Genomic DNA, 13,312 nt, shown 5'->3' with positions numbered 1-13,312 from the left:
ATGGTAATAAGAGATGAAATACTAAAAATCGAGAATCTGCTATTAAGATTCTATACCTACGAAGGAGTGGTTGAAGCTCTAGACGGAATTGACTTAGGAATAAAAGCCGGAGAAGTACTTGGACTTGTCGGAGAAACCGGTTGTGGGAAAAGTGTAACAAGCCTTTCAATAATGGGACTGGTTCCGGCGCCGGGAGTAATTGAAGGTGGAAAAATAATCTACACTTACAATGGAAAACCTGTAGATCTAGTGAAACAAAAGGACAGTTTTCTTAGGGAAATACGCGGCGATGAAGTAGCGATGGTTTTCCAAGAGCCAAGAGCTTATTTGAATCCTGTCTATACAGTTGAATACCAAATTGGTGAAGCACTACTTCAACATAGAAAGAAAGAAATGCTAAAAATGGCACTTGACGAAATAAAGAAGGCGCAAGAGAAACAATTAAACAAAAAACTAAAGAATATTGAGACAGAGATAGAAAAACTAAAGATGAAAGGAGAAAAGGAGAACCAAGAAAAAATCAAAGAACTAACAGAGAGAATTGAACAGCTTAAAAGTGAGTCTTCAACAAAAAGAAGCTTCACAGTAACAGTGTACGAGAAAATGTTGCAGAATCCTGATTCGCTTTACGTGCGTTTTCTCGCAAAAATTCCACTAGTCAACAGATTCAAGAAATGGTTGAAGCATGCGATTAAACAAGAAGTTATCAGAATATTAAAGTCCATGCAGATAGCAGATCCGCAAAGAGTTGCTGAAATGTACCCTCATGAATTGAGCGGTGGAATGGCGCAGCGCGTGATGATTGCAATGGCTCTTGCATGTAATCCCACGCTTCTAATCTGTGATGAACCCACGACAAACCTTGACGTTACAGTCCAAGCTCAAATTCTCGAATTGATAAAGTACTTGAAAGAAACTTACAAATCATCAATACTTTACATTACTCACGATCTAGGAGTTGTTGCACAGTTATGTGAACGCGTTGCCGTTATGTACGCTGGAAACGTCGTCGAATTAGCTGATGTAAACGAACTTTTTAAAGAACCCATGCATCCATACACAACCGCTCTGCTTGAATCTATCCCACGACCAGGAAAAGAGCTCAAATCCATTCCTGGTATGGTTCCCAGTCTTATTAATCCACCAAAAGGATGCCGATTCCATACAAGATGCAGCTACGCAATGCCAATCTGCCAAACTGTTAAACCTGAATTTCTACAGGTTAAGGAAGATCATTTCGTTGCTTGCCATCTCTATGGAGGACATAAAAAATGAGCACATTAGTTCATGTAGAAAAACTGAAAAAATACTATCCAGTGCTTGGCGGTGTTTTTAAGAGGAAGGTCGCAGAAGTAAAAGCTGTAGACAACGTAACCCTCACCATACACAAAGGCGAATGTTTCGGATTAGTCGGCGAGTCGGGATGTGGAAAAACAACGTTTGGAAAAACTGTTCTCAGGTTACTTGATGCTGACGGTGGACACATATTTTTGGGCGCTCCAGAAAAAGTTATCAAAGAAATAACATCTTTGGACATGCAGATTGATGAAGCTCGAAAGAAGAAAGCTTCTAGAAGAGAATTGTTGGCGCTTACACGGAGATTGAATGAATTACGCAGAGAGTATGATCTGACAGCTTTTAAAGGACAGAAACTTAAGCTATTACGGAAACGGATGCAGATTGTTTATCAAGACCCAACAACTTCTTTAGATCCTAGAATGCTTGTAAAAGACATAGTTGCTGAACCATTGATAGTGCAGGGAATTGCCAAGGGAGCCAGCGCACGTGAAAGAGTTATTAAAACATTAGAGAGTGTAGGGTTAAGCGTTAATCAGCTTTATAGGTATCCGCACGAATTTAGTGGAGGACAAAGACAGAGAATAGCCATAGCAAGGGCAATTGTTACTCAACCTGAATTTATAGTCTTAGACGAGCCCACATCCGCTGTGGACGTGTCTGTCAGGGCGCAGTTGCTGAATTTGTTTGAGAAACTGCAAAAAGATTTCGATTTGACATATTTGTTTGTAAGTCACGATTTAAGCGTGGTTGAGTGTATAAGCGACAGAGTAGCCGTTATGTATCTGGGCAAAATTGTCGAGTATGCGCGTACTGAAGAGATTTTCAAAAATACTTTGCATCCTTACGCTCAGGCTTTGATAGGTTCGGTGCCAATTCCGGACCCTACCAAACGCAGAGAAAGGGCCCCTTTAAAAGGTGAGGTTCCGAGCCCGATTAATCCTCCAAGTGGGTGTAGGTTTCATCCGAGGTGTGCTTTAGCGATGGATATATGTCGTAGGGAGGAGCCTCCTCTTGTGGATGTTGGAAATTCTCATTATGTTGCATGCTACGCAGTGAGTGGTTAAGCGCTTTTTTCTCTGTTATGTTTCTTATTTTGATAGAAGATAATTCCGGAATGCTTAAATTCTAAATCGTTCAAGATTATTATCGCTGAAAAGAAAGGAGAAAGGGGAATATGAGAAATAAAACAATCTCTGCCATTGTAATTGCTCTGCTTATGACATCAATGCTAGCGGGACTCAACATTTTCACTGCAAAAGCTGCAATAACAACTTTAAGCATAATAAATCCAGGTCCAGACGGCTATCCAGCAAAGTGGACTGCTTCAGCCCCAGATCCAGGCACAATTGGAACAGAAAACTTCTTCTTTACAGGAGACCAATACGGCAAAAGATTCTTCATTAACATCACAATAACTGGTGCTGTGAATGTGAAAGGTTGGGGTATTGGCATAGTCTTTGACCACACAAAGCTTTCCTATGTCTCAGCTTGGCGTCCATCAGACCACATCTTCAAATACGCTGAAGATCAAGGTTGGACCATCGTTGCGCCATCCGTGAGCACTGAGGTAATAGATCCCACTCACACGCTTCTGAAGTGGGGTTGCACCTACATCATGGGTGACCCCGAATGGTCCTTCACAGGTGATGGTGTATTGGCTCAAATTCAATTTGAGATAATTCAAGGCGTCTCTCGGCTGAGTCCATTGCTCACGACATCGATCACTTGGGACACTGATTGGACATCAGTGTACTTCCACCCAACAGGCTCAGAAGTTCCAAATCTGAATCCTGCAAATGTTAAAGTCGAGTGGGTAGCGCCTCCGTCACCAACTTTCTATGTTAAACCAGCAACCTATAAGGCAGCCGCGCTTGGTGAAGATGTCGCATTTGAAATTTGGGTCAGAGATGTCGAATCTGGCTGGTACGCAGTCGCTTTCCAAGCTGCACTGTGGTTCAACACAACATGCCTCGAACCTACATACTATGAAACTGGAACATGGCTTAATGGCTTTGTAGATGGAGACGAGTCTATACTCTACTTTGCCTTTAATGACTTCCATGGTGACCCTGCACTTCCGTTCTGCTACAACAAGTGGCTCGTTGGCGCAGTAATAGTGCCGGGCAGCAGCGGATACATTCCACCATTCCCAACTGGAGAGGGAATGCTCTTTAGAGTGCACTTCAACGCAGTCTATGAGACAATATTCCCAGATGAATGTTGGACGACACTTCCAGTCAAAGAGGAAGTGATATACGACATCTACGGTCTTCAAGTTCCTCTTGGCGTATCTGAGCACGCACAATACAGATGCCCAATTAAGACTCTTGGCTTGGACATCGACCTCTACACACAATACGATTATCCGTATGGTGGTCAAGGAGCACACAACCCAAGCGACATGTTCGGGCCTCAACAAGAAGTCGTACTCTATGCCCGCGTTCTCTACAATGAATGGCCAGTTCAAATGAAACTTGTAGCATTCGAAATACGCCACGGTGAATTCTACATCTACAGAGAAGCCTACACCAACGAAGACGGCATTGCCATGGTTAAATTCAGGATACCGTGGCCATGCGTTAACCCTGTAGAAAGGGTCTTCGGACAATGGTGTGTAATAGCTACGGTTGAGGTTGCTGAACAAATCAAGAACGATACACTATGCTTCATGGTATGGTGGCCTGTAGAAATAACGAACGTCTACTCCAAGTACACAGAATACTATCAGAACAAGCTACACCCACCGGACATGGAGTTCACAGTTGAGTATAGAACATTAAGCATGCAAATAAGACCAGTCGTGTTGACAGTAACCGTGTACGACGAGTTAGGATTCTTCATAGGCTATGCAACCTACGCAACAACAGTTGGCTGGGGCGAATATCACATACCGATTGACGAGTTTAAGACATACACTAGAGACTTTACAGTGCCAATGCCGACAAACGCTGTGGTAGGAGTTGCCACAGTCTACGCAAACGCATACACAGACTTACCGTGGAACGGCGGAGTCCCGTACTGTCCAGAAGTATTCAGTACATTCAACATAAGGAAGCCTTAAAACGGGATAAACATTCCACCTACTTTCCCTTTTTTATTTAAATTAAAACAGAACAATATTCCACAACATTTATCAGTTAACTTTCAGCAAATAATAATGGGAGCAAGGGGACATGACACACAAAAATATTCGCCGCTTAAAAGTCGCAGCATTAGCGTTACTGCTTACTACTCTTTTTGCAGCTGTCGTTTCAGCCCAACCAAGCCTATTTTTAAACATTTCAACAGATAAACAAATTTACTATGTAGGAGACACGGTTCAAATAACTGGGAATGTAACACTAGACGGCTCTCCACTGACAGATGCATTAGTAGCAATCCAAGTTAATTCGCCATCCCAAACACCGTTTGTATTAAGAACAGTTCAGACAGGCCCAATACAAACCGCCAACTGGAAAGTGAACATAACAGAGGCATACACATGTGATGTTCAAGGAAACCCGAAAGAATCATTCATACTTGGCTCCACAGCTTATTACAAAATTAAATGGAGAAACTACAGCAACGATCCTCAATTCGTCATGATAGCCATATACATAGAATACTCAAACAAAGCCCCATGCAAGGCATACTTCCCCTTCTACGAATGGACACCCCCCCAAACTGAACAGTCACTCATAACCTCGTTCGAAGTTTTTAGCAACTCACCTCTAGGAGTTACTACCCTCTACGCAAGCCTTCTCACCCAAACACCAAAAGAAGACGGTTATCCTTACTGCCCAGAGAAAAACACAACTTTCTTGATAACTAGCTCACTGGGCGGCTCTTGGACATTATCAAGTACAGTGACGCCCCTTAGCCCGCCAAACTTCGACATGAAATTTTCGCTTCTATACGCAGAACCAGGAACCTATTACATTTATGGAGCCACCGCTTACAATAGAGATCAAGTTTCAAACTCTTTAACTTTTGGCGTACAGCCAAAAACTGTGCCTCCAGTCGCTTATTTTGAGTATTCTCCTATGCCAGCCGGCGTCAACATGACAATAACCTTCGACGCTTCCGGCTCTTTGGCTCAAGGCTATAACGATACAATAATCCGTTATGAATGGCGATTTGGTGATGGAACACCAGCGGTCATCAAAACAACCCCGACAGTTACTCATGTATTCACCGCGAATGCAACATTCATGGTCAGCTTAAACGTAACTGACAACGAAGGCTTATGGAACTCAACATCAAAATCAGTAGATATTCACGTATATATCCCACCAAAAGCCGATTTCACATGGCTTCCTAATCTTCCCTACGTAACTCAGATAGTAACTTTTGATGCTAGCATATCAACACTGGGTTGGAACGGCACTGGATATCCACCAATAATCAGTTATCATTGGGACTTCGGTGATGGCTACATTGCCAACGTCACCACACCAACCGTTAATCACCCATACTTGCTAGGAGGCAACTTCACCGTAACCTTAACAATAAAGGATTCAGAAGGACAACAAAGCTACAAAAGCAAAATCATCACCGTGTATGAACAACCCCCTCAAGGCAACGGAGATGTTGACGGTAATGGACGCGTTGATATGACAGACGTAATCATTGTAGTGACAGCTTTTGGCTCAACCCCGGAAAAACCAAACTGGGACCCCCGCGCAGACATAGACAATAACGGCAGAGTTGACATGAGTGATGTCGTAGTAGTTGTTAGCAACTTTGGAAAAGAATACTAGCTTGACATAGAATATTCAACCACAATCCTTTTAAATTCCGTAGCAATAATCACGTAATAGGAGGAAGGGGAAATTCTCTTGAAAACAAAAATATATTGTGCAACTTTAATATTGTTAATGCTAGCTGCGACAATAGTTCTTAACTCCACTACACAGAAAACAGATGCATCGCCAACTCCAGAGTATTCATTCATTAATCCTGGTCCAGCAAGCTGGCCAACTTCTTGGACTGCGGGTCCTCCGAGATATATTGACACTTCAGACTTCATATTTTATTCAAATGAAACCGATGTTGATGATACTTTTTTCATGAATGTCACTGTAACTAACGCTGAGAGAATGAAGGGTTGGGGAATAGGAATAGTATTCGACCATACTAAACTAGCATACAATGGCTCAAGACGCCCGCCAGACCACATTTTCCAACCAGTTCAGGATATGGGATGGACGATAATTGCTCCGTCTCCAACCATTGAATCCATCAATGGAACGCACACAATCATAAAATGGGGCTGCACTTATATCATGGGTGAACCCGAATGGACCTTTAATGGAACCGGTACACTGTGCCAAATTCGTTTTAGAATAATAAAAGGAGTAAGCGAAACTAGTCCTAAGGTTGTTGCATGGTTTGCGTTTGACCCTGAGTGGACAGCATTGTATCAGCATCCTGCTGGAACAATAATTCCTTCGCTCGGTAGCGGCTATTATCAATATCTTTATCCAATTGTTCCAAAAATTGCCCATTTAACATTTGAACCAGAAAGAGTGGTTGATGTCTCTCTTGTACCAACAAGTAGCTTTAACATGAGCCTAAAAGTCTTTAATGCTACAGACCTTTACAGTTGGGAGGTCAAGATCTACTACAAAAACCAAATATTAAACGCCACAAACGTGTTCGAAGGAGATTTTCTGAAATCAATTGGAACGACAGCTTTTGCATTTGACATTCTGAGTAATTACAATGCAACACATGGACAAATATCGATTAGTTGTTACCTAGTTGGTGCAGAAAACGGGGGTTTTGGAGATGGCGAACTCGCAAAAATAACTTTTGAGGTGTTAGATTTCGGGGATACTCCGATAACAATTGCTGATGACAACCTTTACGATTCGTTTGACCTACCGATCGCACACACGAAAGGCAGTGGATACTTTAGTAATATATTAATTGCAAAATTAAGCATTGATCCTTCGGAGGTCATAGATCCGTCACTTGTGCCATGCACTAACTTCACCATAAACGTAACAGTAGCCGACATTGAGAACATGAAGATGGTAATTTTCAACCTGACTTATACTCGCGAAGTTCTCTTGGAATTACAAGTTAACATTCCTTCAGTACAAGGTCAAATGCCTACAAAGAAGATCTCAATCGATGACGAAAGTGGATACATCTGGGTAAACTTGACTTATCCGAATCCAATAACAACTTATACTCCAGTGACAATTGCCACTATAACTTTCCATGTAGAAGCTATGGGTGTCAGTCCGATAAATCTAACCGATACGCATATTGAAGACCCCACTAGAAAGCCTATAGTGCATGAGGTTTATCATGGAATGTTTATAGGGCTCATACGTGACGTAGCCGTAGTAAAAATCGAAGTTTATCCCAATGTTGCTTATGCTGGATGGTTGGTCTACGTAAACGTCACTGTTAGAAACAACGGCAATCTAACAGAAACCTTCAATGTTCGAGGAAAATATGACAGCACCATGTTTAATCAAACTACAGTGGCAGACTTACCTCCGCACACGGAAACTACAGTAACGCTTGTCTGGGATACAAAAGGAGTCACACCTTGTCACAACTACACTATCTCTGCTGAGGCTGAAACTGTTCCGTTTGAAATGAACCTGTCAGACAACATATTGGCAGATGGAACTGTTAAGATTAAAATTATGGGTGACATCAACGGTGATGGAAGAGTCAGCATGGACGACATAAACGTTATTGTAACCGCCTTTGGCACTTATCCTGGGCATCCAAGATGGACTCCTGACGCTGACTTAGACCAAAACGGAAGAATAACTATGGGTGACATCATACTCGTAGTGATGAGCTTTGGTAAAACATGTTAATCTTCCCTTCTTTTTCAACAAGCTTATAAATTGGTTTTTAAAATATCACTTCTGTGATCGAGTTGCCTCGGCTTAAACAATTATACAAAGTTTTTCTTATATCCTCTATTATCTTGTTTGCATTTTCCCCCTTAACTTTCAACAAAGTTTCAGGCTTATTAGAAGAATATGCGACTATGAGAATAGAGAATCCTATCGACCAAAGCCTTAAATTCGAGTTCAACGCGACTGAATACCCCGTTGGAAGTGTGTTTACAGTTGATTTTTACATTAAAGACGTTACAGACATGTATGGTTGGCAGATCTATATTTCATGGAATATAAGCATAATTAATTTCACGGGGGGCTGGTTCCCAGACAATCACATTTTCAAAACAGCGGAAGACGATGGTGCAATCCTAATATCCGCCATGCAGTTTATCGAAGAGTCGCAAGGAATGGGGTACGTAAAAGCTGGAATGGTAACCATGTATTTTGGAAATGATCCACCGTATTATCCAGTAAGCGTTTCAGGAAAAGGCCTTTTGTGCAAGATGAATTTTACAATATTGGCAACTCCTCCAGAAGGGGAATATTACCAAACAAACATAATTGTGATAAAGGAAGCCCCTGGAAGCGCACCTGGCTCGCTGGACAGCTGTGTGTTTCTATACCCGCTTAAAGAGAAAAGAGAAATTAAGGCTGAACCAGCCCAAGTTCGCGTAACTAGTGCTAGTGCAGAAATACCGCTACCCATTCAGGACATTGCAATTGAAACTGTTGAAATATCAAAAGATAAAATTTATGTAGGTGAAAACTTAACAATAACCATCAATTTCAAAAACTACGGAAACGGTATTGAAACTTTCAATTTCACTTTGAAGGTTGATGACATTGAACTTGTGAGGAGCGACTTAACATTAGGAGCCGGTGAATCAGATCGATTTAAATATGTGTGGGATGTCCCTCAAAATATGTCACTTGGCACGTATCAACTTGTAGTTTATGCTGAACCACTAGAATTCGAGACTGAGATTGCAAATAACACGTATGAAACTACAATAACAATCGAAAAAATGTTAACTTCATTTGAATATGCTATGTGGCTTATATCTTTGTGGTTTTCAACATCCTTAGGCACTTTGTTGATAATTTATGTAATCTTGGTTGTTTTAGTGTTGGCGACGCCTTTTGTATTTCGAAAGTTGAAGCGCTTACAAACAGCCCGCTAGAGCACTATGAAGAATGCAATGCGTTAATATATGTTAATATTAGAAAGATTCGGTGTAGCGTACTTAATAACAGAACACCTATGGTGAAAACTATGATTAAAAAGAAAATTCAAACAATAGGGATAATTTTATATCTCTTAATTGCTATTACGACATACCCAATACAGGCAGCTCATACTCTTAATAACGCGTCTCCTCCTATAGTATCATTAATTAATCCGGGTCCTGATGGTTACCCTGTAAAATGGACTGCTTCAACTAACCCTCGAAGTTTTGGCACATCAGATTTTATATTTTATTCTAATGAGACTTCTGCTGGCTCAACATTTTTTATGAATGTCTCAGTGAACAATGTTGAAAACTTAATAGGCTGGGGCATTGGCATAGCCTATGATAAGACCATCCTAAGTTACTCCTCCGCTTGGCGACCGTCTGATCATGTTTTTAAGTCTATCGAAGAGAAGGGTTGGGACATTGTTGCTCCGGATGTAACATTTACAGATATTAATGCTACACACAAACTTCTTATGTGGGGTTGCACATACGTAACACCCGAAGAAGAGGAACCATGGACTTTTAACGGATCAGGCACGCTGTGCCAAATTCAGTTCAAAATAGTCAAAGACACATTAGCCGAAACTTTTATAGAATGGGACCAAGAATGGACAGCAGTCTATTACTATCCAGGAATAAAACAGATACCAACTGTTAAAAATGCATTTTTTAAGTATTTTGCGGAATCATCTCAAGATGCAGGGGCTTTTTGGATATTGGTTATAGCTGTTATAGCTGTTATAGCAATAATAGTGGTGGGTGCTATCGTTCTAAATTTTAAGCTGAAATCTAAGAAAATTTTAAGAGGCGGCAAAAAGGGTTAAAAATGTCTTGCCATTTATTCATTTATTAAATCTTCGCGGTATAATAAGAGTTTGAAACCGTTTAAATTTAATCTTACTTTTTAGATTTGTTTGGTTTTTGGTTCTCAAAGCACCTAAGAGAGACACGTAAGTTTTTAATTGATTATAAAAAACCATACTCAGAATTGGCAATTTAGCTGTTAGATACATTGATTATTGTTTAGCATTATTTCGATTTGGCGTGTTTTCTTCTTCTCGATGGCAAATTTTGTTTTCTGACACTGATTTATAGATAGAAAGTTTCAAATATTGGTTCATTTAGAATCTTATGCTACGGTGGTAGATATTGAGAAAGACTACATGTTCTCTAATTATTACGTTGCTCGCTATAAGTCTTGCAATGCCATTTTCAATAAACAAAGTAAATCCGCAAGAACCTACCACAATCTCAGTAACTAATCCAGGTCCAGACGGCTACCCTGCAAAATGGAATGCATCAACAACCGTAAGAGATTTAGGAACATCGAACTTCATATTTTATTCTAACGAAACCTCTGTCGACTCCACATTCTTTCTAAATTTGACAGTAAACAATGTTGAAGCGTTAAAGGGCTGGGGAACAGGTTTAATATATAATAACGAGACACTCCGGTATGTGTCCGCTTGGCGTCCAACTGACCATGTCTTTAAGGGATCCGAAGAAGCGGGTAATGTACCTATAGCTCCTCCAGTAGTTAATGATGAGGTCAACGCTACACATCGAATCCTAAAATGGGGTTACAGCTACATCATGAATACTGAATGGACTTTCAACGGCTCAGGAACACTAGGTCAAATACAATTTAAAATAATCAAAGAAGTAAACCAAACAAACCCGCAAGTAACCGCATGGTTCGCTTTTGATCCCGATTGGACAAGTTTATACTATCATCCAATTGGTTCAGAAACTCCACCAACTGAACCAGCATACTTTGAATACAACTGGTCGCCATTACCTACTCCCACTCTTAAAGTAGAACCGCCGACATACAATGCCTATCGATTAAACGAAACCTTTAATATCGATATAGTTCTTGCCGACTTAGATGAAGAATGGCATTTAATAGCCATCCAATTTGCTTTAGTCTACAACACCAGCATCTTTGAGTTTGTCCAATGGCAGAACGGAACATACTTAGATGGCTTTGTAAACGAAGCAGAAGGAGAAAGCATAATATATTTTGCCTCGAGCGATTATCATGGAGATCCAGATCTTCCCTATTGTCACAATAAAATTGTTGTAGGAGTTCTCTTTCTCCCTGACAGCGAAGGCAAATATCATGCACCGTTCCCGAGTGGAAGTGGAGTAATCGGTACAATAACTCTGAAAGTGATAGCTGAGCCTCCGGTTTCATCTCTGCTTACATTAAATGAAACCGAACTATGGAATGAGTTTTATACTCAAATTCCCCACAACATTGAACATGCAACATTCAACTTTCTATCCATTGACGAGACACCTCCCACAATAGATGCTCCTGCACAGAACCCACCTGAAGACAACGTTCAACCTGATCAACCAGTAACAGTTTCAGTGAATGTGACAGACCTTGAAAGCGGAGTTAAAAACGTTACCCTCTACTATAAAAATGACACCACATGGTACAGCGTCGAAATGACATACAACTCCACAAGTGGGCTGTGGGAAACAACAATTCCAGGGCATGCTGCAGGCACATTCATACAATACAGGATAGAAGCTTATGACAACGCTGAAAACTATGCTGTAAATGACAAAGATGGAGAATACTTCACTTACACAGTAATTCCAGAATATACACTATTTACAATGATGCTGCTTCTTATGACTGCCTCCATCATGACTGTTTTAATATGTTCTAAAAAAACTAAGATATTTAAAAAAACAAACTAACACCCACATTTTTCTATTTTAATTATTTTGGAAACTCCAACTGTAATTTCAATGTCGTACTCGAAAAGAATATATGTTTCTAGAATTAACACTATGAGTTGGGCTAAATAAACGTGAACGCGCTAGACATAGTTGGTGGCTACATAAGTAAGATGTCTGTGATTATAGGCATAATTTTTCTGATAATAGGTATTACCCTTATTAAGCCTTTCACATTCTCTCCAGAGGCATCTACTTTTATGCTATTTGGAGGCGCTCTTCTTGCAATCGCCTTTGTGACACATTTCCAAGTTTATAAAAATAGTACGCGCTTAGAGAAGATCTTTGCCGCTTGCGGAGCACTAGCAATATTTTTAATAGTTCTAGCTATAGTAGTTCATACTATAGTGGAAGTCAGAACAGAAATCGTGCGAACTTCCGTTCGCATTAGTCACATCGAAGTTCGTGAGGCATTAGTAGCGAAACTTGTACCCGTTCCAATCTATTCATCAGTCTCTCTTATTCTTGCAGCTGCAGGATTAACGCTCCTCTTTTATTCTCTCTACCTCAAGATAAGGTATTTGTAGTTTCATAGGAACCCTAAAGTATTTCAGTACCTAAATACTCCTAAAAGCGAAAATATTGGATAAGGAGTGAAAATTTGCATCCTTTACTCCAAATAATGGGAATGGCCTTAGTACTAAGTGGTATTATAGCACTGCAAATTTTCATAATTTTGTTTGTTATCGTGAAAAGAATGGGGGGAACTGTTAAATCCGAAGCCATATACGTATCAATTGCTGTAATAACATTAATAGTATTGTTAGGTTGTGTTCTAATTTATTTTTGATGCGGGATATCCACTATAAGAAAGAATAAGACAGTTAGAACGTCCGTCCACAACATTTTAAAGCAACAACAATTTATATTGCTTTTGTCATTAAAGATGAGAGGGGGGAGGGATATCGCTTGACCAGTGTATGGATCGAAATGCGGTGTCCTCAGCATGGGCTAGAACGGTTCGAGATAAAAATAATTAAAAGGTACAATGTTAGCCCGGACTTAATAAAGCCGAAATTTAGAACTAGACCTAAACCTGACTTAAGTGGTATAGTTGTTGGAAAAAATGTTGGTTATGACCAAATAAAAGATTATCTTGCACGCTACTTCTACGAAACCGGGCTTATGAACAATATAATAAGCATGAGATTCCGAGTTTAGATTGACGAG

10 protein-coding genes are annotated in these 13,312 nt (G+C 40.3%); all 10 read left to right on the top strand.

What is annotated here, in order from left to right; all coding sequences use genetic code 11:
• The 10 genes from HM003_07275 to HM003_07230 all read left to right on the top strand — a co-directional run bounded on the left by HM003_07275 (nucleotide 1) and on the right by HM003_07230 (nucleotide 13,303).
• Nucleotides 1-1,275 carry an ABC transporter ATP-binding protein gene (locus HM003_07275; GenBank protein MBX5329132.1) on the top strand — a complete coding sequence of 425 codons (1,275 nt, stop codon included), beginning with the start codon at nucleotides 1-3 and terminating at the stop codon, nucleotides 1,273-1,275.
• Nucleotides 1,272-2,363, top strand: coding sequence for an ABC transporter ATP-binding protein (locus HM003_07270; protein MBX5329131.1), 1,092 nt, complete (start codon nucleotides 1,272-1,274; stop codon nucleotides 2,361-2,363). The genes HM003_07275 and HM003_07270 overlap by 4 nt, the downstream gene beginning before the upstream one ends.
• 110 nt (nucleotides 2,364-2,473) lie before the next feature.
• A complete protein-coding gene (locus HM003_07265) occupies nucleotides 2,474-4,360 on the top strand; it encodes a hypothetical protein (protein ID MBX5329130.1) in 1,887 nt (628 codons plus the stop codon).
• 112 nt (nucleotides 4,361-4,472) lie between these two features.
• Nucleotides 4,473-6,038, top strand: a complete 1,566-nt coding sequence (locus tag HM003_07260) for a PKD domain-containing protein (protein ID MBX5329129.1) — start codon at nucleotides 4,473-4,475, stop codon at nucleotides 6,036-6,038.
• Between the two features lie 78 nt (nucleotides 6,039-6,116).
• The gene (locus HM003_07255) at nucleotides 6,117-8,123 is read left to right on the top strand and encodes a hypothetical protein (GenBank protein MBX5329128.1); all 2,007 of its coding nucleotides are present in this window, start codon (nucleotides 6,117-6,119) and stop codon (nucleotides 8,121-8,123) included.
• Nucleotides 8,124-8,299: 176 nt separating this feature from the next.
• Nucleotides 8,300-9,334, top strand: a complete 1,035-nt coding sequence (locus HM003_07250) for a hypothetical protein (protein ID MBX5329127.1) — start codon at nucleotides 8,300-8,302, stop codon at nucleotides 9,332-9,334.
• A gap of 92 nt (nucleotides 9,335-9,426) precedes the next feature.
• A complete protein-coding gene (locus HM003_07245; GenBank protein ID MBX5329126.1) occupies nucleotides 9,427-10,212 on the top strand; it encodes a hypothetical protein in 786 nt (261 codons plus the stop codon).
• 325 nt (nucleotides 10,213-10,537) lie between these two features.
• Nucleotides 10,538-12,103, top strand: coding sequence for a hypothetical protein (locus tag HM003_07240; protein ID MBX5329125.1), 1,566 nt, complete (start codon nucleotides 10,538-10,540; stop codon nucleotides 12,101-12,103).
• A 113-nt stretch (nucleotides 12,104-12,216) separates the two neighbouring features.
• Nucleotides 12,217-12,669, top strand: a complete 453-nt coding sequence (locus HM003_07235; GenBank protein ID MBX5329124.1) for a hypothetical protein — start codon at nucleotides 12,217-12,219, stop codon at nucleotides 12,667-12,669.
• Nucleotides 12,670-13,051: 382 nt separating this feature from the next.
• The gene (locus tag HM003_07230) at nucleotides 13,052-13,303 is read left to right on the top strand and encodes a hypothetical protein (GenBank protein MBX5329123.1); all 252 of its coding nucleotides are present in this window, start codon (nucleotides 13,052-13,054) and stop codon (nucleotides 13,301-13,303) included.
• Nucleotides 13,304-13,312: the final 9 nt, after the last annotated feature.

The organism is Candidatus Bathyarchaeota archaeon A05DMB-5 (assembly GCA_019685655.1).
Lineage (GTDB): Archaea > Thermoproteota > Bathyarchaeia > Bathyarchaeales > Bathycorpusculaceae > DSLH01.
Note: the sequence above shows the minus strand (reverse complement) of the source record. Positions and strands in the feature narration are given on the sequence as shown.

Coding starts and splice junctions, on each gene's coding strand:
- HM003_07270 (MBX5329131.1), top strand. CDS start 1,272: ATGAGCACATTAGTTCATGTAGAAAAACTGAAAAAATACTATCCAGTG.
- HM003_07275 (MBX5329132.1), top strand. CDS start 1: ATGGTAATAAGAGATGAAATACTAAAAATCGAGAATCTGCTATTAAGA.
- HM003_07265 (MBX5329130.1), top strand. CDS start 2,474: ATGAGAAATAAAACAATCTCTGCCATTGTAATTGCTCTGCTTATGACA.
- HM003_07260 (MBX5329129.1), top strand. CDS start 4,473: ATGACACACAAAAATATTCGCCGCTTAAAAGTCGCAGCATTAGCGTTA.
- HM003_07250 (MBX5329127.1), top strand. CDS start 8,300: ATGAGAATAGAGAATCCTATCGACCAAAGCCTTAAATTCGAGTTCAAC.
- HM003_07245 (MBX5329126.1), top strand. CDS start 9,427: ATGATTAAAAAGAAAATTCAAACAATAGGGATAATTTTATATCTCTTA.